A 21493-nucleotide genomic window follows, 5' to 3' on the forward strand; every position below is an offset into this window, starting at 1 on the left:
AACCGTCGTGGTTGTCGCACGCCCTTATCGCCGCTTCGTGTGCCGCGCTTGCTGTGGTCTGCGTGTTGGGGACAGCTGCCAACGCCCCGCCCTCGTCCCTGCGTGTCGCGCAGGAGGCGTCCTCTGCCGCCGTCGTCCTGACCGAATATCGGGACGAGCGCACAGTTGCTGCCGAGGTCGAAGCGACCCAACCAGTAGAGACGACGCTTGGCTTGTCGGGGACCGTCACTTCATCGACATGCGTTGCCGGGGGAGGGATTGAATCAGGACACGTGGTGGCTTCGCTGAATGGACGGCCGGTGCTGGGCCTGCATTCTGCAGTGCCTTTCTACCGGGACATCGGACCAGGAACCGCCGGCGCGGACGTGGACGCCCTCAGGACCCAGCTCGGCGCGATGGGTTTGGCTGTGCAGGACAAGGGAGCCTACAGCGCTGACCTCGCCATGGCTATTTTCAAGATCCAAACCGACTTGGCGTTGAACAATCGTGACGGGATTCTGCATTTGGACGAGACACTCTGGCTGCCTTCCGTCACAGTTCGGGTGAAGTCCTGCGACGCCCTGCTTGGTTCCCGATACGAGCCGGGTGCACCGTTCATCACCATTGTGGGGGCTGTGAGCAGCCTACGTGTCGTCTTCCCCCCGGGTCAGCCGCCAGCCGCGGGCCCCAGGACTGTGACGTTCGGAAACGTATCCGCTCCGGTGACGGATGAGGGATTGGTCACCGATCCGACGTTGCTTGCTGAGGTGTCACGAAGCCCTGAATTCGCTGAATCACAGACCGGCAGCACCTCGAAGCCCCTGAGTATTACAACGTCGCTGAGTTCAGCTCTGGAAGTAGCCAAAGTCCCGGTGTCGGGGGTCTTCGGAGTCCAGAAGGACAATGCATGTGTCAAGGCCGTAGACGGCTCTACCTCTCACATCACCATTGCCGGTTCAAGTGCAGGGGCGGTGCTGGCCAGGTTCGAGAAGGACGTGCCAGAGGAGATTCTCCTGGGCGCAAGCGTAGGGGACAAACAATGCCCATGACTGCCCGGGCACAGCGGCCCATCGGCAATCTTTCCCGGCTGGCTATGTGCGGCGTAGGGCATGGCTTCGCACCGGGTCACTATCTTTTCCGGCATTTGGACATCGAGTTCGAAGCAAACTCGGTTACTGGGATTTGCGGGCCATCGGGGTCAGGTAAATCGACTCTTCTGTCCATCATCGCGGGTTGGGAAAAACCTACGGAAGGAACCGTCGAGCGGACTGGAATTCACAGTGTTCGATGGGTTTTTCAGAACCCAACTGGGGTTCCGCAACGAACGGCGCTCGATCACGTCGCATTGCCGTATCTGGCATCGGGGCTTGGACGCGACCATAGTGAACAGCTTGCCCTCCAACGGTTGACCGACTTCGGCCTTCGGGCCAGTGCGCAAAAGCGTTTTTCCCTGCTTTCCGGTGGAGAGGCCCAACGTTTGATGCTTGCACGGGCAGTAGCCGGGGAGCCGGATCTTATTCTGGTTGATGAGCCAACCGCCCAACTCGATCGCGCAACGGCGTCAACAGTCAACGCCGTTCTGGAAGCACTGGCTCAACGCGGTGCGGTGGTCATCGTTGCCAGTCACGATCAGGAGACCCTTGCCTCGTGTTCAAGCGTTCTGGAACTATCAACAGACCGTGCAAGTGGTGATCCATGATGCGTCCGGATGCAGTTCTTCGGGAGGCCTGGCGCAACGTACAAAGTGGCGCTGCCAAGGCCGGATGGCTCTCCACAGCGCTGATTCTGGTCATCTCACTCACGTCCTGGGCGGAATTGTGTACCGTCGGGGCGCTGGATGCACGGGCCCGGGATTATCACGGAGCTGCGGCTTCCATTCGTGTCCTTAAGACAGAGGGCACTGTAGATCCGCAACGATGCGACGCGCTTGCGAAGACAAGCGGGGTTCAGTCAGCCGGAGCTCTGAAATCGGTACCTTCCATCGCCATTTCAAGCCTTCCCGGCATCACAACCCCGGCCTTTGAAACGACGCTTGGTTTCCAAGCGGTCCTCGGACTGGAAAAGGACCTGAAGCAGGGTGTGCTTGTCTCCGAACCGCTGGCGAAACGCTGGCAGGTCGGCTCAGGAGACACGCTGGAAACTGACCGGGGTCCAGTGTATGTTGCCGCGGTGTTCCCCTATCCGGAGAGCGACGGCAGGGACAGCCGACTCGCCAACGCCGTGCTGATACCTACATTGAGCCAAGGGCCATTCGATGAATGTTGGGCCGACGTGTGGCCCTCGACTGCAGCGTTTGATTCACTACTGCGTGCCTCACAACGCGCCGGAAACACAGACGGGCCAGCGATGGTTTCGACGCTCAATCCCACGCGCGGCGCAATGTTTAACGGGGCCGACGAATACCAAAACCGGCTCACGCGCTATGCGCCACTAGCGTCCGGACTGCTTGGACTCGTCATCGCCCTCTTAGGAGGACATCGCCGTCGGTTGGAGTACGCTTCCTCGCGTCATGCTGGTGTAGCAAGGGCCGACCTCACGCTCGTCGCCTTGGTTGAGTCGGCTGTCTGGGCAGGTGCGAGTTGCCTGATCGCCATGGCATTTGTCCTCCTGACGGCGCGTCTCGGTGTGCCCGCCATAGCGGTACCTCTGTACGGCCAAATCGTGCTCATTGGAGCGGCCGGTTTCCTGGGTGCCACGACTGGTGGCCTCCTGGCTGCTGCCGCCAGCCGCGAGGGGCAGTTCTTCAAACACTTCAAAGAACGAAGCTAGAGACTCCCCACCGCTCATCGCACCACCGGCGCCGTTCAGCGCATCCGCGGAGCCTTCGCCGTGATTCGTGCCACGCCCAAATAAGGCGCCTTGCTATTCTGCCCGTGAAGACGTGCGTCCAGCATCGGCCCGCCGCCGCTCCCGCACCCCGGAAGTTCTCAAGGAGGAGACATGAACGCCAACCCGGAACCAGACCTCGGCAAACAACTTGATCCAACCCTCCCATCGCCCGCGGTGGACCCGGCCCGAAGCGACGCCGAGGAACGGAAGTGGACACCCGCCAAGATCGGCCTGTGGATAGCCATCGCGTTGCTCGGTGGCGTCGCGTGGGTGATGCTGGCCCTGGTCCGCGGCGAGACTGTTAACGCGATCTGGTTCGTTTTCGCGGCTGTCTGCACCTACTTGATCGGCTACCGCTTCTACTCCAAGGTCATTGAGCGATACCTCCTCAAGCCGGACGACCGCCGGGCCACCCCAGCCGAGTACAAGGCCGACGGCAAGGATTACGTCCGCACTGACCGCAACGTCCTGTTCGGCCACCACTTTGCCGCCATCGCAGGGGCGGGTCCGCTGGTGGGACCTGTTATTGCGGCCCAGATGGGCTACCTCCCCGGCACTATCTGGATCATCATCGGCGTCGTATTGGCCGGTGCCGTGCAGGACTATCTGGTGATGTTCTTCTCGATGCGTCGCGGCGGCCGCTCGCTAGGCCAGATGGCCCGTGAAGAGCTTGGCGTGATCGGCGGCACCGCCGCCTTGATCGCGACACTGCTGATCATGATCATCATCGTGGCCATCCTGGCCTTGGTGGTGGTCAATGCCTTGGGTGAGAGCCCGTGGGGTGTGTTCTCGGTGGGAATGACTATCCCGATTGCCCTGTTCATGGGTGTTTACCTGCGCTACCTCCGGCCCGGGAAAGTCATGGAAGTCTCCATCATCGGCTTCGTGCTGCTGATGGCTGCCATCATCGGCGGCGGTGCAGTGGCGGGAACGGAATGGGGTGCCGCGTTCTTCCACCTGGACAAGGTGACTATCGCCTGGGGCATCATCATCTACGGTTTCATCGCCGCGATCCTCCCCGTTTGGCTCCTGCTCGCGCCGCGCGACTACCTCTCCACGTTCATGAAGATCGGCGTGATCGTGATGCTCGCCGTGGCCATCATCGTGGTCCGCCCGGAAATCAACGTCCCTGCCTTCAGCGAATTCGCAAGCCGGGAAAACGGGCCGGTCTTCTCCGGCGCGCTGTTCCCGTTCCTCTTCGTGACCATCGCCTGTGGTGCCCTGTCCGGATTCCACGCCCTCATCTCCTCGGGAACCACTCCCAAACTGATCGAGAAGGAACGCCAGACGCGCTTCATCGGGTACGGCGGCATGCTGATGGAATCCTTCGTGGCGATCATGGCCCTGGTGGCCGCGATCTCGATCGACCGCGGCATCTACTTCGCCATGAATGCGCCCCTCGCGCTCACCGGCGGCACGGTTGAATCCGCTGCGCAATGGGTGAACAGCCTGGGCCTGGCCAACGTCAACATCACCCCGGACGTCCTCGCGCAAACGGCGAAGGACGTGGGGGAGGAGAGCATCATTTCGCGCTCCGGTGGTGCTCCTACCTTGGCTGTTGGCTTGGCGCACATCATGCAGCAGTTCATCGGCGGCCCGGCCATGATGGCCTTCTGGTACCACTTCGCGATCATGTTCGAGGCCTTGTTCATCCTCACCGCCGTTGACGCCGGAACCCGCGTGGCCCGCTTCATGCTGCAGGACTCCATCGGCAACTTTGTCCCGAAGTTCAAGGAAGCCTCATGGCGCCCGGGTGCCTGGCTTTGCACCGCGATCATGGTGGCGGCCTGGGGTGCGGTGCTCCTCATGGGCGTCACGGACCCGCTCGGCGGCATCAATACGCTCTTCCCGCTGTTCGGCATTGCCAACCAGTTGCTTGCCGCGATCGCCCTTGCTGTTTGCATGGCCATCGCAGCGAAGCGGGGGACGTTCAAGTATCTGTGGATCGTCGCCGTCCCGCTGGCATTTGCCGCCGTCGTGACCATTACGGCCAGCTTCTACAAGATCTTCTCGCCGGTTCCCGCGGTCGGCTATTTCGCCAACAATGCGGCCTTCAGCAAGGCGCTCGCTGACGGAAAGACCTCTTTTGGAACTGCCAAGACGGTTCAAGCCATGGAAGCCGTGGTCCGGAACACCATGATCCAGGGTGTCCTTTCGGTCATCTTCGTGACCCTGAGCATCATTGTGATCATTGCGGCCATCATCGCCACGGTCCGGGCCATCCGTGCCGGTGGCGGGCGTGACCATGAGGATCCGGCCCTGCCGTCCAAGGTCTTCGCGCCGGCCGGGCTGATCCCCACTCCGGCTGAGAAGGAACTCCTGGCTGAATGGAATGCCCTGCCGCCGGAGAAGCGCTTGGAGAGGGCCGGGCATCACTGATGAATGCCGTCATCAAGGGCTTCCGCGGCTTCGCCGGCTACCTCCGTGGAGTCATGGGCGCGGACGCGTACCAAAAGTACCTTGAGCATCACGCTGCCAGCGACCATCCGGGCCCCGCCATGACTGAACGTGAGTTCTGGCGGGACCGGATGGACCGGCAGGACAGCAATCCGCAGGGGCGATGCTGCTGACCCGGCAGTTTCGCTACGAACGAAGTCCAAAATCCGGTCTTGGCCGCGGGCTGGCGTGAACCACGTGAGAGTATGAAACGCATGAGCGATCTGAACAACCTTCAGCCCAAGGATGAGGCTTCGGACGACACCCCCGTTGAGGGCACACCCGTTGAAGGCACTGCGCTGGATGGGGACGTTGCCGGGGACGTAAAGCCCGAAGACGTGAAACCCGAAGACGGAAAGCCCAAGGGCACTAATCTCCAGGAACTCGTGGATGAACCGGCGAAGGTCATGCGGATCGGAACCATGATCCGCCAGCTCCTCGAAGAGGTGAAAAGCGCGCCCCTGGATGACGCCGCGCGAGGTCGCCTGGCCGAGATCCACGAACGTTCCATCAAGGAGCTCGAGGATGGGCTGGCTCCTGAGCTGATCGAAGAACTGGAACGGATCAGCCTGCCCTTCCCGGAAGAGAAGGCTCCATCCGACGCTGAACTCCGGATTGCCCAGGCCCAGCTCGTGGGGTGGCTGGAAGGCCTCTTCCACGGGATCCAGGCGGCCATTGCGGCACAGCAGGCGGCAAAGGACCACGCAGCGGCCCAGCGCCAGTTGCGCCAGTTGCCTCCCGGCACCGTCATCGCCCCGGGCATTGTCATCGGCGAGAACGGACAGCCGCAGCGGGCAGCGGCACCGGGCGCTCCCGGCGTCGTTTCACCCGGCCGGCCTGAGGACCCTGACCACGGTCCGGGGCAGTACCTCTGAGCCTGGCCGTGGCATTCTTTGGGGCCGTCCGGCAGGGACGGAAGGACGATCTTGAGCTCGGCAAGGGGCTTTGGCGGCGCGCCCACGATCGGTTCCACCGCGGCTTGGACAGGTACCACCAAGTGCTGGAGGGCGTGGACGACGATCAGCTCTACAACGAGCTGGTGCAGATTGCGAACGAACTTGCGGAGCTGCTGCCCCGGGTAAGGGCCGTATGCGTTGAGGCCCAAAAGCGCGCGCCGAGCGACGGACTGGATGTGCCGGGGGCCCTCGCCGGAGTGCACAGGGCCCTCTCCAAGGCCGGAAATTCGCTGGCCACTACGGCAGAAGCCGCGGCCATGCTGCGGTTGGCCGTGGGGCCGGTACCTGTTGGCGCCTTGTCCGTGCAGCGACGTGCCGATGCCGTGTTTGAGCAGGTGGCGGATGCCGAGCGGTTGCTTGCCCTGAATGACCCAAACTAGCTAGCGTGCGCAATTACCCGCGCGCGCTGCTATTCCGAATGCGCAACAAGTTTCGCGGATAGCTGATCTGCGTAATATTTGGTGCTTTGAGCAACTTCATGCTGGCAGGATGGCAGACATGACTTCCTCACCAATACTTACTTTCAACGACGGCAACACCATCCCCCAGCTCGGCTACGGGGTGTGGCAGGTTGAAGACGACGTAGCCGAAAAGGTGGTCCGCCAGGCCTTCGAGGCGGGCTTCCGCCACATCGACACCGCCAAGATCTACGGCAACGAGTCCGGCGTGGGCCGGGCCATTGCTTCCTCCGGCCTGTCCGCTGAGGAAATCTTCATCACCACTAAGCTGTGGAACGCCGACCAGGGCTACGAATCCACGCTCGCTGCCTTCGAGGAGTCCCTCGACCGCCTTGGCCTCGAGACCCTGGACCTCTACCTGATCCACTGGCAGCAGCCCAAGCAGGACAAATACGTGGACACCTGGAAGGCCCTGATCGAGCTCCAGAAGCGAGGCCGCGTCAAGTCCATCGGTGTCTCCAACTTCACCACCGAGGGCCTGCAGCGCATCATCGACGAGACCGGCGTGGTCCCGGCCATCAACCAGATCGAGCTGCACCCGTTCTTCAACCAGTCCGAGCTCCGTGAGTTCAACGCCTCCAAGGGCATCCTGACCCAGGCCTGGTCCCCGCTCGGCCAGGGCGGCGAGCTGCTGGAGAACGCCACGGTGGCCGAGATTGCAGCGAAGCACCACGCAACGCCTGCCCAGGTGGTCATCGCCTGGCACATGACCATCGGGAACGTCGTGATTCCCAAGTCCGTCACCGAATCCCGCATCCAGGAGAACTTCGCGGCTCTGTCCGTGAAGCTGGACGATGCCGACGTCGAGGCCATCAACGGCCTGGACCGTGGCGCGGAAGGCCGCATCGGCCCGGACCCGGCGGTTTCCGACTTCGCCTAAGCGATAGCACGCAAGTGCCCCGCGCCCAACTGGGTAGCATTAGCAAAACGCGCACTAATGCGACTTGGTTGGGTGCGGGGCACTCGTTTTTAAGGCACAGCCTGTTAGGGCAAGACGGCGGCGGAAGGACTCGTCGGGTGGGGTGCGGAGTGGTCCGCAGCACTTGACGACGGGTGCGCCGCGACCGATGCAGCGTGCTCGGCCAGGACGCCCGTCTGGTGCCGGATCTTCAACCGGTACAGCAGCGCGCCGCCCACAGTGACGGCGGCAACGAAGATCACGCCGCCCCACTGCAGGTACCACTCAAAGGGCGGCACGGAGTTGTAGATTTCCTGCCGCGGCCAGATCAGGTTGATGGTCATGGCCCCGCCCCAGAGCACGGCGAGGATGTTCACCGGCAGCCCCCACTTGCCCATGCTGAAGCCCGGCTCGGAGCCGTCGGTGGTGGCCAGCGGCCATTTCTTCAGGAACCGCTTGCGCAGCAGGGGAACCGTCACCAGCAGGTAGGACATGTAGATCAGCACGATGCTGATGCTGGACAGGATGGTGAAGATTGCCGGCTGCATCACGTTGATGAGAAGCGGGAGCACGGCCAGGACGCCGATGACGATCGCGGCCACAGTGGGGGTCCGGCGAACCGGGTCAACCTTGCTGAGCTGGCGGCTGAAGGGCAGGTTGTTGTCACGTGCCATGGCGAACATCATGCGGATGGCTGCGGCGTGCACGGCCAGGGTGCAGACCACCACGGCTACCACGATGCAGACCAGGAATGCCTTCCCGAACGGGCCGCCAAGGACGCTGAGGACGATGTGCTGGAGTCCTCCGTCGGCTGCACCTACCTTGGGGTCGTTCAGGTCCGGTGCGGCGAGGATGCCGAAGAGCAGGATCCCTCCACCCAGGATGAACGACGCCGTGACCGCACGGATGATGGCCTTTGGTGCTGTCTTCTTGGGGTCTTTTGTCTCCTCGCCCAGTGAGCTGGCGGTATCGAATCCGTACATCACGTAGCCGGAGGCCATGGCACCGATGAGGAAGACCCCGAAGAAGCCAAGATCGTTGCCTTCACCGAAACCGGCGGTGTCGAAGAAGACCTCCGGTCCGCGCACCACGTGCCAGCCCAGTGCAAGGATGAGCAGCACGGCCGCAATCAGCTCGACGAACACGCCGATGCTGTTGATGCGCGTCATGAGCTTCACGCCAAAGGCGTTGATGAGGGTTGAAATGGTGATCATGATTGTCGCCAGAACCACACCGTTCATGGCGAAATCGAAGGGACCGGTTCCGTCACCTACAAACTGGAAACCGGACCAGAGCTGCGGGAGGGTGATCTGCAGCGCCAGTGCCACAGAGCCCAAGGCCATGATGGAGGAGAGCAGCAGGAGCCAGCCTGCCAGCCAGGACGATGTTCCCGAGGCGAGCCGTTTGGCCCAGTTGTAGACCGAACCCGCAACCGGGTACCGGCCGGCAAGCTCGGCAAAACACAGGGCCACCATCAATTGGCCCACGAAGACGATGGGCCAGGACCACGCATACGCCGGGCCCGCCATCGAAAAACCGAAATAGAACAGTTGAAAAACACCGGTGAGGATGGAGATGTAGCTGACGCCGGCAGCGAAACTGGCGAACTTGCCAATGCTGCGATCCAGGGTCTGCGTGTAGCCAAACTCATCCATGCCGCTTGAATCATTACTCTTGCTGGGTTCCATTGTGGACTCCTTATCAGAAAAGCAAGATGGGATCGGCCGCCCTGGGGCGCGGCGAATCAGGATTTGGTGTGGTGACTTTTCCCCCAAAGGAAGGCGCCCCCGTTCGGGGGCGGCCTCCTAGACGTACGACGGCGTCAGGTCCTCCTCTGCGGTGGTGGTGGCAACGTTGGCTTCGGCGGACACAGCCTTGACCAAATCGGCTTTGATCAAATCCGCGCAGCGTTCGCCGATCATCATGACTGTGATGTTGGGATTGACGGTGACGTGCTCCGGCATGACTGAAGCATCGGCGACCCGAAGTCCCGTGACGCCCTTGACCCGCAGCTCGGGGTCCAAAGGCGACATGTCGTCGTCGTACGCCCCCACCCTGACTGTTCCCACCGGGTGGTAGACGGTGTTGTGGGTCTTGCGGATGTACTCCTGCAATTCTTCGTCCGTCTGCGCTTCGATGCCGGGGGAGAGCTCCCGGCCCGTCCACTCGGCCAAGGCAGGCTGCGCGGCAATCTCACGGGCCTTGCGGATGCCCGCAACCATGACGCGCATGTCGTGGCCTTCGGGGTCCGTGAAGTAGCGCGGGTCAACCATGGGCTTGTCCCGGAAGTCCCGGCTGCGGAGCCGCACGGTGCCGCGGGAGCGTGCATGCGTAACGTTCGGGGTGAGGCTGAAGCCGTTCTCGGTGGTGGGGTAGCCGTGCCGGAGCGTGTTCATGTCGAAAGGGACCGAGCCGTAGTGCATCATCAGGTCCGGGCGGTCCAGGCCGTCCTCGGTGGGGGTGAAGATGCCGATTTCCCACCACTGCGTGGAGGACTGGACCATGGGCTGCTTGGCTTCGAACTGGACTACGCCCTCGGGGTGGTCCTGCAGGTTCTCACCGACGCCGGGGGAGTCGACCAACGCCTCGATGCCGTGCTCCGCGAGGTGGGCGGCCGGGCCGATGCCGGAAAGCATGAGCAGCTTTGGCGAATCGATGGCGCCCGTGGAGAGGATGACCTCGTGGCGGACGGACAGGCGGTGGGTGCGGCCGAAGGCCGAATCGACGACGTCGACGCCGGTGCAACGCTTATCGGCGTCGAACACCAGTTGGCGGGCACGCAGGCCGGTCAGGAGCGTGAAGTTGGGGCGATCGATGATCGGGTGGATGTAGGACACCGAGCTGGACGAACGGGTACCGTCCGAACGGCGGTTGATCTGGAAGAAGTTCGCACCGTTGACCACGGTGGCGCCCGTGTTGAACTTGGCCCGCGGAATGCCCGACTGTTCGCAGGCGTCCAGCAGTGCGACGCCTGCGGGGTCGGCCGGCGGCACGTTCATGAGGTGTACGGGACCCGAATCACCGTGGTGCGGGGCATCCGGGCCGGCGTCCTCGTTGGTTTCCAGGCGCTTGTACAGCGGCCAGGCGGCGTCGGCGTTCCAGCCTGCTGCTCCGTACTTGGATTCCCATTCGTCAAGGTCTTCCCGGGGAGCCCAGAAAGCGATGCAGGAGTTGTGGCTTGAGCAGCCGCCCATGACCTTGGCGCGGGCGTGGCGCATGAAGGAGTTGCCGTTTTCCTGGGGTTCGATCGGGTAATCCCAGTCGTAGCCGGATTCCAGCAGTTCCATCCAGCGGTCCAGCTGCAGGATTTCGGGGATGTTGCGGTCATCCGGGCCGGCTTCCACGAGTGCGACGGTGACGTCCGGGTCCTCGCTCAAGCGGGCGGCCACGGCGGCGCCGGCAGATCCACCACCGATGACGATGTAGTCGAACGTGCGCTCGCCGAGGTTGTCGATGTTATCGAAGTGCATCTAGTTCTCCTTGCCGTGGTCAGCGAACCAGCCCGTTACCTGGGGGTTGGTGTTCTGGTAGATGTGCTTGGCTTCCTGGTACTCGGCCAGTCCGGTGGGGCCGAGCTCCCGGCCCACTCCCGATGCGCCGAACCCGCCCCACTCCGCCTGGGGAAGGTAGGGGTGGTAGTCGTTGATCCAGATGGTGCCGTGGCGGAGCCGACCCGCTACGCGCTGTGCTTTGCCGGCGTCCTGGGTCCAGACAGCTCCGGCCAGGCCGTAAATGGTGTCGTTGGCAATGGCAACGGCCTCGTCCTCGGTGCGGAAGGTTTCCACCGTCACCACCGGACCGAACGCTTCGTCAACCACCACGGACATTCCGCGGGTGACCCGGTCCAGGATGGTCGGCCGGTAGTAGAAACCGGCGTCGTACTTTTCTCCTTCAGGTGCGGAGCCGCCGGTCCGCAGCCGCGCGCCTTCAGCGATGCCGCGCTGGACGTACTCGTGGACCTTGTCGCGGTGGTCTGCGGAGATCAGCGGGCCGGTTTCGGCGTCCTCGTCGAACGGACCGCCCAAACGGATGGCTTCGGCGCGGCGGACCAGTTCGTCCACGAAACGCTCGGCGATGGATTCCTCCACCACAAGGCGGGCGCCCGCGGAGCAGACCTGGCCCGAGTGGAGGAAGGCGCCGTTGAGGGCGTTGTCGACGGCGGCGTCGAAGTCGGCGTCAGCGAAGACAACGTTGGGGTTCTTGCCGCCCAGTTCCAGCGCCACCTTCTTGACCGTGGCGGAAGCTGCGGCGGCGATGCTCTTACCGGTTTCCAAGCCGCCGGTGAAGGAGACGAGGTCGACGTCGGGATGTTCCGTCAGCGGTGCGCCCACCTTGCGGCCGGGTCCGGTGACAAGGTTCGCGACGCCGTCGGGCAGGCCCAGGTCCTTCATGAGCTGCATGCACAGGATGCTGGTGGACGGGGTCAGCTCGGCAGGCTTGAGGACGAAGGTGCAGCCAGCCGCCAAGGCCGGGGCGATCTTCCACGCGGCTTGGAGAAGCGGGTAGTTCCACGGTGTGATGAGGCCGCAGACGCCGACGGGTTCGTAGACGATCCGGCTGACGACGTCGGCATTCCCGGCGTCCACCATACGGCCCGGCTGCTGGCCAGCGAGCTTGCCGAAGTATTCGAAGCAGGCGGCGATGTCGTCGATGTCGATGCGGCTCTCCACGATCCGCTTTCCCGTGTCCAGCGACTCGGCCCGGGCGAACTTTTCGCGGTGCTCGCGCAGGCCGGCGGCCACTTTCAAGAGGAAGGAACCGCGCTCGGGCGCCGGGACGGAGGACCAAACTCCGGAGTCGAAGGCGGCTCGGGCCGCGGCAATGGCGCGTTCGGCGTCTTCTTTGCCGCCTTCGGACACCATGGCCACCACTTCACCGTCGGCCGGATTGCGGATCTCGCGGGCGGCGCCGGAGGCGGCCTCTTCCCAGGAGCCGTTGATGAAGAGTGTGGATGCTGTTTTTGACATGGATCTCCCTCGGTAATGGGTGCCAATGCCCAGGCAGAGGACCTGGGCTGGGGTCGATGTCCCGCGGTTCCCGGAATCCGGGATGCACAGCTGTCACCTGGTGAGGCCATCGCTGTGGGGCGGGTGGTACAGCGCCGCGGACCGGTCTGCACGGTGCGGCGCTTCCTCGGCGGGAGTCACAGTGTGACGCGGCCGAGGTTGGAAAATTCTTTGCTAAGAGCCAGGAACGAGTGTGTCGTAGGTCATAGAAAGACAGTAGAGCACTTTGAACGATCGTTCAAGGGTTTTAAGCGCAGATATATCAATCCGAGGATTTGTGACGCTGACTGGTGACGCTGACGGTCCAGCGGCCCCTGGATCCGCTACTTCGTTTCCAGGGCCGCGGCGAAAGCGATCTCTTCGGTGCGGGCGATGCTTCGCTGGATGGCTGCCTTGTCTATGCCAAGGAGGGAGGTCAGCCACATACCGTTCTGGATCACGACGATGTCCGCTCCGCGGTCCCGGCATTCCGCCCACGAGAGGTCCGGGCGGGCATTGGAAATCAGGCGCGCAAGCCCGTCAATGTATCGGTCGAAGGCGGCGGCGTTGATTTCCGCGTAGCCTTCGTCAGCCTGCGCAAGGGCCCAGAGGTGCAGGCGGAGGGAAAGGTAGCCAGTGGTGAGGAGGTCCGCCCCTGCGACCCGGCGGAGGGCTTCCCGAAGCTGCTCCTGCGGGTCGGCTGATGGGTCCGAGGCCACCAAAAGGAGGTCGTGCTCGTCCACGCGACGGAGTGCTGCCCGGATCAGGCTCGTTTTGTCATCAAAGTAGTAGTTGACCAAGCCCAGTGCGACGCCGGCTTCACGAGCCACGGCGCGCATGCTGACGCCCGAGATCCCGTGCCGGGAAAGCAGCTCCATTGCCGCGTCGAGGATACGGGACTGCTTGTCGAGCTGACCACCGGAGTTCAACGTATTCGTCCCCATACGGCAACCCTATTGCCTTAGGTGGCGGCCGCGCACTTTGGGTTACCCGGTCTGCGCCCGTTGCGGAGTCCACGGCTCGTCCGCATGGGCAAGCCACACCCTTTCGGGGTTCAAGGACCGCACCAGCTTCTGGCCCTCCGTCTCCGGGTTGTCGAGTTGGCCATGCCAGACGGCAGTATCCCCGGCGATGACGACCGGACCCCGGCTTCCTTCGATCACGACTACCTGTGATCCGGGGGTGTGGCCGGGTGCCGGAAGCAGGCGCAGCCCGGGTAGCAGTTCCAGCTCCCCGTCGACAGGAACGTAGTGCACGCCCGGCGGATCCACCCATTCCGGAATGGTGTAGTGGTCCTGGTTGCGTGCGTCATCGAGTTCAGCGCGTTGGACGTAGATGGGCCTGCCGGTGAAGAGGTGGTTGCCCCCGCAGTGGTCGAAATGAAGGTGGGTGTTCACAACGATGTCCACGCTGCGGATGTCGAAGTCCTGTTCCGTCAACGGGAAAAGGCGGGGATCCATGTCTTCAATGGCGGGGTGGAGCGAGGTCAGTCCCGTGTCCACCAGCACCCGGGCGTCCGGATGGTCGATGAGGTGTATGTACACCGGCATCGTTTGCCCTTCGGGAACCAGTTCAGCGACGCGAATGGGGATAACGGATATTGCGGCACCTGCATTCACGTCTTTCCCCAGTTCCTGAGTTGACTCCGTGGGTGGCTTGTCGCCTCCATCCAGAATTCCATCCATCGGAGGTCCAGTCGAGCAACAACCCGCAAAACCTTCATCCCACCCTCACCTTCCGTTCACGACGGGTGGAAAGGGTGGACGGCATGACCGACTTTTCCCGCCGCACCCTCGTCAAGTCCTCCCTCGCCGGCCTCACGCTTGCCGGCCTCGCCACAGGCGCAGCAGCCCCCGCCGGCGCCGCGCCCGCATCCATCCCCCTGGTCCGCAAGCGCCTCACCCTCCCCGCCGGCATCGCCACGGGCGACGTCACAACAGATTCCGCCGTTCTGTGGTCCCGCGCCTCGGGACCTGGCCGCCTCACCGCCACCCTCCAGGCAATCGACGACGCCGGAGAGATCCTCCGCGGCCGGTACGGTTTCAGCCGGACCATCCGCGGACCGCTGGCGACGGAAGACAGCGACTTCACGGCCAAGATCCATGCCAAAGGGCTGCCTGCGGGCACCAGGTTCAGGCTGGAGCTGAACTTCGAGGATGACAACGGGGCCGGCGAAGCCGTGCAGGGAACCTTCAGCACGGCGCCCGGCAACAAGTCGTCCTCCCAGTCCTTCGTCTGGACCGGCGATACCGCAGGCCAGGGCTGGGGCATCAACGATGAGATCGGCGGCATGCGCGGCTACAAGGCCATGCACGACGTACACCCGGATTTCTTCATCCACTCCGGAGACACCATCTACGCCGACGGCCCGATCGCGGAAACCGTTACCGAGAAGGACGGCCAGGTGTGGCGCAACATCGTCACCGAGGAAGTGTCCAAAGTGGCCGAAACCCTCAAGGAATTCCGTGGCCGCCATCGCTACAACTCCCTTGATGCCAATATGCGTGCCATGTTTGCCGAGATCCCGGTCATCGCGCAGTGGGACGACCACGAAACACATAACAACTGGTACCCCGGCCAGATCCTGGACGACGCCCGCTACACCGAACGCAACGTGAACGTCCTCGCGGCCCGCGGACGGCAGGCGTGGCAGGAAAACATGCCGATTGCGGACTCGGCGGCGCTGTGGCGCCCCGGAACCTACGACGCCGGCCAGTACCAGCCTGCGCGCATCTACCGGAAGATTTCGCGAGGCCCGCAACTGGACATCTTCTGCCTGGACATGCGGACCTACAAATCACCGAACACCGACGGCAAGGAGCCCTACGCCACCAACATCCTTGGCCAGGAGCAGGTGGATTGGCTGATCAAGGAAGTCCGGCAGTCCAAGGCCACGTGGAAGGTCATTGCCGCGGACCTGCCCCTCGGAATCGTGGTGCCGGACGGCCCCGTGAACCAGGAGAGCCTGTCCAACAGGGATAACGGTGCGCCGCTGGGGCGGGAGCTGGAAATCGCCGGGGTCCTGAGCGCCTTCAAGAAGTATGGCGTGAAGAACACGGTATGGCTCACGGCCGATGTGCATTACTGCGCAGCCCACCACTATTCTCCGGAGCGGGCATCGTTCACTGATTTCGATCCTTTCTGGGAGTTCGTTGCGGGCCCCATCAACGCGGGCTCCTTCGGGCCGAATGACATGGACGGGACCTTCGGGCCGGAGGTCGTGTTCTCCAAGGCCGGCCGTTTCCCCGGCGAGTCTCCTCGCAACGGGGAGAACCAGTTCTTCGGGCATGTGGAACTCGGTGCGGACGATTCGTTCACTGTGAGCCTGCGGAACGCCAACGGTGAGGCGGTCTTCTCGAAGGTGCTCGCTCCCGAACGCTGACGATGGCCGCGCGCCGCCGCTCCGGGAGTCCGTGGTCAAATTGACGCGTACCCATCAACCGGAGCGGACGGAGCGCGCGTGGTGCTGTTTGACCATTTGGAGCGGCAGATCGTAGCCGCGCTGCAGTTGGACCCCCGCTGCCCGTGGCGCAAGATGGCTGCCGTGCTGGGTGAAGCCGAGCGCACGGTTGCGCGCAGGGGTTCCCAACTGTTGGAGTCCGGTGCCGTAGCGGTGGTGGGAGTGCGGCCGCGGCCGGCGGCGGTGCTGGTGGAAATGCGGTGCACGCCGGGGACGGTCCGTGCCGCGGCCAGCGCACTTGCCCGGCGGGGAGACACCACGTTCGTCTACACCACCACCGGCACGGGGGATTGCGTTGCCGAGATCCTTACGGAACCGGAGAGGATGGGCGATGTCCTGAGTGACGAATTGCCTTCCACCATCGGCCTCCGGGACTCCACCAGTTATCCGGTCCTGAGGTATTTCCGTACCATCCGGGGATGGCGGCCTGAGGTGCTCAGCGCGGAGCGGGCCGAGGCGCTGCGTTCGAACCTCACAGCCGATTCGGGCATCCTCGAGGCCCGTAAGGAGTTGAACCGGCAGGACACCGAACTCGTCGAGGCCCTGTGCGCGGACGGCCGGATGAGCTTCGAGGCGTTGGGGCGCCGGATCGGGGTTTCGGAAGCCACCGCCCGGCGCCGGAGCGAATGGCTCCTGGCCAACAACCAGGTCCAGTTGAGGGCCGTCATTGAACCCGCCGCGTTCGGCCTGGCTGTGGAAGCGTTGCTCTGGATCAGGGCTTCGCCGCAGCACGTAGAGCAACTGGGCAAGAGCCTGGCAGAGCTGACCATGGTCCGCTATGCTGCCGCGATTGCCGGCGATTACCAAGTGGTCGCGGACGTCACGGTGGGGGACATGTCCGCCCTGTACCGCTTCATCACGGCCTCGGACTGGGCCCAGTACGCTTCCGGCGTGGATGTGTCCATTCTGCTGGATGCCCACAAACGCGGCGGGCGGTTCATGCGGACACGCTAGAGAGCTTTTCTTCCGGGACGGGAACCGCAGCGATGGAGGGTGCGACGGCGGCGTACCCCGTCTGCTGTTCGAAGGCGCGGCCCCAGCGAAGCAGCTGCATGTCCGTATAGTGGTTGCCGGCGAGCTGGAGGCCGATGGGCAGTCCGGCCTTGCTGAAGCCGGCGGGCACGCTGAGCACGGGAAGCCCGGTGGCGGAAAGCACGCAGGCCGAACGCATCCAGTCGAGGTACGTTTCCGATGCCACACCGGCCACGGCAGCCGGGTAGCGCAGGCTGGCATCGAACGGCAGCACCTGGGCGCACGGGCTGGCGAACAGCTCGTAGCGTCCAAAGAACTCCTGGACACCCAGTTCCAGGCGGGTCCGCGCGGCGGCAGTTTCAATGAGGTCCCTCGCGGTCAAGTCCAGGCCCTTGTTCACGTTCCAGTGGACTTCCGGCTTGATGACATCTCCCGCGCGTTCCAGGATCGGCCCCAGCCCTGCAGCAAAATCCATGGCCCGCGTGTTGCCGAAGACGAGGTCGGCCTCGCTGAAATCGGGCGTGGCTTCCTCGATGATGGCCCCGAGCTCTTCGAACACGGTCAATTGCCGTTCCAGGTGCTCGAGGATTTCCCGTTCCACCGGCACACCGATTCCGAAATCGCGGGACCAGCCGATGCGCACGCCGCGCATGTCCGTCTCCAATGAGGACCGGAAAACCTCCGGATCAAGGCCTGCCGGATGAGGAACCCGGGGGTCGCTGCCTGCGGTGACGGACATGAACAAGGCGATGTCTTCCACGCTGCGGGCCATCGGACCTGTCCTCCCGAGCCACGCGTAGGCGTTGACATCGGACGGCATGGGTATCACCGCCGTCGACGGCCGGAAGCCAACCACGTTGCAGAAGGACGCCGGGATGCGGAGTGAACCGCCCATGTCGCTGCCGTCGCCGATCGCTTGCACGCGGGAAGCGACGACGGCGGCAACGCCTCCGCTGCTGCCGCCTGCGCTCAGTGTGGGTGCGTAGGGATTGGTGGTGGTTCCAAAGAGGTCGTTGAACGTGTGCGAGCCGGCTCCGAACTCGGGGACGTTGGACTTGCCGGTGCTGACGACGCCCGCCGACTTGAGCCGCGCAATGATGAGGTCATCGGCGTCGGGGACGAAGTCACGCAGCGCTACGGAGCCTTGGGTGGTGCGCATGCCCGCTGTGTTGTTCGTGTCCTTGTGGGTCATGGGAAGGCCGTGAAGGGGAGGCAGCGCGGCCCCGGATGCCGTCAGCTGATCGGCACGGTGTGCCAATACCTGCGCACCTTCGGCATCAAGCGTCACCACGGCATTGATGACCGGGTTCACGTCCGAAATCCTTCGGAGATGGTCATCCAGGGCTTCGCGCGCCGAGATTTCCTTGCTGCGGATCGCGGCGGCGAGTTCGACGGCGGACAGCTCGCCAATGGTGCTGGACATGGTGCTCCTTTGCTGGATATTCGCTTGCTGAAAGTGTGCCGAGTCACATCGGACCCGGGAAGGGCGTCCTGCCGAAGCAGTGCGGTTTGACTGTTTCGGCCAGATGTTTGGCGGATTCCGTCAGCTATTGTGTGTGATCCGGCTCATAGCAGAAGGTGATGCTAACCCACTGGCCGATCCGGTCGATGGGCATGGACCCGCCCCAAGCTGCAACCCGGACCGCACACCGTCGTCCGGTTGGGAACTGCAGGAGGGGCTTTCACGCGGAGGTTTCCATGTTCCAACTCCAGGTATTCCAGCCCCTGACAGTACAACCCTTGGCTGCAGGCAGTTCCAGCGACATCCTGGCCATTGCCAACAACCCGGTCCTCTGGATCTGCGTGGCAGGCGTGTTCGGTGTCATCATCATCCAGTCCGTCATCTTCATGAAGGCGGCCCGCCGCGCCGCACCGTCCGTGGAGATGAGCAGCCAGGACGTCAGGACGTCGTTCCGGTCCGGGGCGGTTTCGGCAATCGGGCCCTCACTGGCCGTCTCACTCGTCGCCATCGCGCTCCTCGGCTTGTTCGGCGCCCCGGCGGTCCTCTCCAGGATCGGCCTCATCGGCTCGGCTGCCTACGATGTCTCGGCGGCAGGCATCGCCGCCGGCTCCATGGGAGCCAAACTCGGTGACGCCAGCTACACCCAAAGCGTCTTCGCGGTGGCCTTCTTTGCCATGAGCATCGGCGGAGCCATGTGGATGCTGGCCACCCTCATCCTTACGCCCATCCTCCGGAAGGGTGACGCCAAGATCCGGTCGGTGAATCCGGCCGCCATGGCGATCGTGCCCGCAGCGGCATTGATCGGCGCGTTCTCCTGCCTCGGCCTGACGGAACTTCCCAAGTCCGGCATCCACGTCCTCTCCTTCGTCGTCTCTGCTGCCGTCATGGGGCTTTGCCTGCTGCTGGCCAAACGGCTCGGAAAGAGCTGGCTGCGCGAATGGGGCCTCGGCTTCTCGATCGTCATCGGCCTTGGCGCCGCTTTCCTGGCCGCCGCACCCGGACTGGCCGCCTGAGAGACCAACCAGGACACGAAAGGAACAAACATCATGACCTCCACCCTCACCACCTCAGCCACCACGAATGCCATGGCGGACTTCAGCCGGACCACGTCGCGCTGGGGGCAGATCACCATGATTGCCGGACTCCTTATCTCAGTGGCCGGTCCCTTGTACCTGGTCTTCGCCGGTGGCTTGGACATCGCGCCGGCCCAGCTCTGGATCGCCTTCGCCGCAGTCGCCGCAACCTTCGGCATCATCTGGATCGTCGAGCCGCTGACCTACTTCCCAATCCTCGGGCCCGCCGCGATGTACCAGGCCTTCATGATCGGCAATATCTCCAACAAACTCCTGCCCGCGGCGCTGATTGCCCAGACCAACATCGGCGCAAAGCCTGGCAGCAAGCGCGCTGAACTGGCCGCCGTCGTCGCCATCTGCGGCGCCGCGGTGGTCCACCTCGTCTCGCTCGCCATCTTTGTGGGACTCCTGGGCACGTGGCTGATCAGCGTCATCCCGCCGTCAGTGCTGACCGTCACCCGGCTGTACGTCCTTCCAACCGTCCTCGGCGCGGTGCTGGTCCAGGCCATCGTCTCCATGAGGCAGCCGCGCACCACCGTATTCGCGCTGGTGGTGTCCGCCGTCGTCGTCTTTGTGGTGCTGCCGCTGGTGCCGTCGCTCGCCATGGTGTCCACGGCCATCGCCGTGCTGGGGACCATCCTGCTGGCGTGGTTCTTCCGCGGCAAGCAGGTTGTGGCCGCCAAGCCGGTCCACATCGAGTAACGGCCGGCCTCACCGGAATCCCACAGAACGCACCAGAACGCACCAGGAGAACACCATGACCCAAACAGCCAAAGCCCTCAAGCTCGATGCCGGCCAGACATCAGCGCTCCACGCCCTGTACCGGCGGCTCCACGCACATCCCGAACTCTCCATGCAGGAGCACGCCACAGCGGGGATCATCGGGGAACAGTTGGACAGGCTCGGCATCGACCACTTCCGCTGCGGCGGCACCGGCGTTGTGGGCATCCTCCGCAACGGGGAGGGCCCGGTGGTTGCTTTCCGTGCCGACACCGATGGCTTGCCTATCGAGGAAGCCACCGGCCTGGATTACGCCAGCACGGACACGGGGATGCTCGACGGGAACGCGGTGCCGGTGATGCACGGCTGTGGCCACGACACGCACGTGGCCAGCCTGCTGGGAGCCGCGGAAGTCCTCACCGGAAACCTGGACGATTGGGCTGGAACGCTGGTACTGATCTTCCAGCCAGGCGAGGAGACGGCGGCCGGGGCACTCGCCATGTTGGAGGACGGGCTCTGGGACAAGGCACCCCGTCCGGAGGTGGTCTTCGGGCAGCACGTGATGCCCGGCCCGGTCGGCACCGTGTCCATCTCCAGCGGGCCGGTAGCCGCCATGGCCGATTCGCTGCGTGTCACGGTCCACGGCCGGCAGTCACACGGTTCCCAGCCTCAGGACTCCATCGATCCGATCGTCATGGCAGCGCACATGGTAACCCGGCTGCAAACCATCGTGTCCCGGGAACTGGATCCCCGGAAGTCCGCCGTCGTGACCGTCGGAACCTTCCACGCCGGACTGAAGGAGAACATCATCCCGGCGTCGGCGGAGTCCACGCTCAACATCCGTACTTTCGACGACGACGTTCGCGGGCAGGTCCTGGCCGCCGTCCGCCGGATCATCGAGGCCGAGGCCGCAGCCTCCGGTGCGCCCACGCCCGGGATCGAGGAGCTCTACCGCTTCCCGCAGTGCTACAACGACCCCGACGCCGTCCCGGCCGTACTGGAGGCACTGCGCCTTGAGCTGGGAGCCGGTTCTGTTGAGGTGACGCCGCCAATGATGGGCAGCGAAGATTTCGGCCACCTTGGCACGGCCATCGGCGTGCCGTCCGTGTTCTGGATGTTCGGTGGGACTCCGGCATCGGTCTTCGACGGGCCGGATGCCGTCCCCGTGAACCACTCGCCCTTCTTCGCCCCGGAACTGGAAGGTTCCTTGGCCGGGGGAGTCTCGGCCGCCGTCGCCGTCCTCCTGTCCCGGCTGGGCAACTGAT

The 21493-nt window shown here is 63.9% G+C and carries 19 protein-coding genes; 13 read left to right on the plus strand and 6 right to left on the minus strand.

The annotated features are described in order from the left end of the window. Positions 1-11: 11 nt before the first annotated feature. The 8 genes from ACIPY2_RS11665 (at position 12) to ACIPY2_RS11700 (ending at position 7538) form a co-directional block, all read left to right on the plus strand. Positions 12-1028 carry a hypothetical protein gene (locus ACIPY2_RS11665; protein WP_400266540.1) on the plus strand — a complete coding sequence of 339 codons (1017 nt, stop codon included), beginning with the start codon at positions 12-14 and terminating at the stop codon, positions 1026-1028. Next, entirely contained in the window at positions 1025-1678 is a 654-nt protein-coding gene (locus ACIPY2_RS11670; protein WP_400266541.1) for an ATP-binding cassette domain-containing protein, read from the plus strand. The genes ACIPY2_RS11665 and ACIPY2_RS11670 overlap by 4 nt, the downstream gene beginning before the upstream one ends. Beyond that, on the plus strand, positions 1675-2748 hold the full coding sequence (locus tag ACIPY2_RS11675) for a hypothetical protein (protein WP_400266542.1): 1074 nt from the start codon (positions 1675-1677) through the stop codon (positions 2746-2748). Before ACIPY2_RS11670 ends, ACIPY2_RS11675 begins: the two co-directional genes overlap by 4 nt. Positions 2749-2919: 171 nt before the next feature. Further along, positions 2920-5187, plus strand: coding sequence for a carbon starvation CstA family protein (locus ACIPY2_RS11680; RefSeq protein WP_400266543.1), 2268 nt, complete (start codon positions 2920-2922; stop codon positions 5185-5187). Continuing rightward, entirely contained in the window at positions 5187-5378 is a 192-nt protein-coding gene (locus ACIPY2_RS11685) for a YbdD/YjiX family protein (protein WP_400266544.1), read from the plus strand. Before ACIPY2_RS11680 ends, ACIPY2_RS11685 begins: the two co-directional genes overlap by 1 nt. 81 nt (positions 5379-5459) lie before the next feature. Next, a complete protein-coding gene (locus ACIPY2_RS11690) occupies positions 5460-6119 on the plus strand; it encodes a bacterial proteasome activator family protein (protein ID WP_400266545.1) in 660 nt (219 codons plus the stop codon). An 8-nt stretch (positions 6120-6127) separates the two neighbouring features. Continuing rightward, a complete protein-coding gene (locus tag ACIPY2_RS11695; protein ID WP_400266546.1) occupies positions 6128-6580 on the plus strand; it encodes a hypothetical protein in 453 nt (150 codons plus the stop codon). 118 nt (positions 6581-6698) lie between these two features. Then, positions 6699-7538 (plus strand): aldo/keto reductase, encoded by an 840-nt coding sequence (locus ACIPY2_RS11700; RefSeq protein ID WP_400266547.1) that lies wholly within the window; start codon positions 6699-6701, stop codon positions 7536-7538. 104 nt (positions 7539-7642) lie between these two features. On the opposite strand, the gene ACIPY2_RS11705 is transcribed toward ACIPY2_RS11700, so the two are convergent. The 5 genes from ACIPY2_RS11705 to ACIPY2_RS11725 form a co-directional block, all read right to left on the minus strand. Then, the gene (locus tag ACIPY2_RS11705; RefSeq protein WP_400266548.1) at positions 7643-9244 is read right to left on the minus strand and encodes an APC family permease; all 1602 of its coding nucleotides are present in this window, start codon (positions 9242-9244) and stop codon (positions 7643-7645) included. 117 nt (positions 9245-9361) lie between these two features. Further along, on the minus strand, positions 9362-11026 hold the full coding sequence (locus tag ACIPY2_RS11710; RefSeq protein ID WP_400266549.1) for a GMC family oxidoreductase: 1665 nt from the start codon (positions 11024-11026) through the stop codon (positions 9362-9364). After that, entirely contained in the window at positions 11027-12523 is a 1497-nt protein-coding gene (locus tag ACIPY2_RS11715) for an aldehyde dehydrogenase family protein (protein WP_400266550.1), read from the minus strand. A 362-nt stretch (positions 12524-12885) separates the two neighbouring features. After that, a complete protein-coding gene (locus ACIPY2_RS11720; protein WP_400266551.1) occupies positions 12886-13485 on the minus strand; it encodes a TetR/AcrR family transcriptional regulator in 600 nt (199 codons plus the stop codon). 42 nt (positions 13486-13527) lie between these two features. After that, a complete protein-coding gene (locus tag ACIPY2_RS11725; protein WP_400266552.1) occupies positions 13528-14160 on the minus strand; it encodes an MBL fold metallo-hydrolase in 633 nt (210 codons plus the stop codon). Between the two features lie 149 nt (positions 14161-14309). Between ACIPY2_RS11725 and ACIPY2_RS11730 the strand changes: the two genes are divergently transcribed. Together ACIPY2_RS11730 and ACIPY2_RS11735 are read left to right on the plus strand one after the other, a co-directional pair. Next, entirely contained in the window at positions 14310-15923 is a 1614-nt protein-coding gene (locus ACIPY2_RS11730; RefSeq protein ID WP_400266553.1) for an alkaline phosphatase D family protein, read from the plus strand. A 78-nt stretch (positions 15924-16001) separates the two neighbouring features. Beyond that, entirely contained in the window at positions 16002-16955 is a 954-nt protein-coding gene (locus tag ACIPY2_RS11735; RefSeq protein WP_400266554.1) for an AsnC family transcriptional regulator, read from the plus strand. Here ACIPY2_RS11735 and ACIPY2_RS11740 read toward each other — a convergent pair. Then, positions 16939-18396 carry an amidase family protein gene (locus ACIPY2_RS11740; protein WP_400266555.1) on the minus strand — a complete coding sequence of 486 codons (1458 nt, stop codon included), beginning with the start codon at positions 18394-18396 and terminating at the stop codon, positions 16939-16941. The two genes, ACIPY2_RS11735 and ACIPY2_RS11740, sit on opposite strands and share 17 nt — an antisense overlap. A 275-nt stretch (positions 18397-18671) precedes the next feature. Here ACIPY2_RS11740 and ACIPY2_RS11745 point away from each other — a divergent pair, with 275 nt between their 5' ends. The 3 genes from ACIPY2_RS11745 to ACIPY2_RS11755 are packed head-to-tail and all read left to right on the plus strand — an operon-like array spanning position 18672 to position 21492. Beyond that, the gene (locus tag ACIPY2_RS11745; protein ID WP_400266556.1) at positions 18672-19448 is read left to right on the plus strand and encodes a DUF5058 family protein; all 777 of its coding nucleotides are present in this window, start codon (positions 18672-18674) and stop codon (positions 19446-19448) included. A 33-nt stretch (positions 19449-19481) separates the two neighbouring features. Beyond that, entirely contained in the window at positions 19482-20210 is a 729-nt protein-coding gene (locus tag ACIPY2_RS11750) for a hypothetical protein (protein WP_400266557.1), read from the plus strand. A gap of 55 nt (positions 20211-20265) precedes the next feature. Further along, complete coding sequence (locus ACIPY2_RS11755) at positions 20266-21492, plus strand: amidohydrolase (protein ID WP_400266558.1); 1227 nt, start codon at positions 20266-20268, stop codon at positions 21490-21492. Position 21493 lies beyond the last annotated feature (1 nt).

Source organism: Paenarthrobacter sp. NPDC089675 (assembly GCF_044749185.1).
GTDB lineage: Bacteria > Actinomycetota > Actinomycetes > Actinomycetales > Micrococcaceae > Arthrobacter.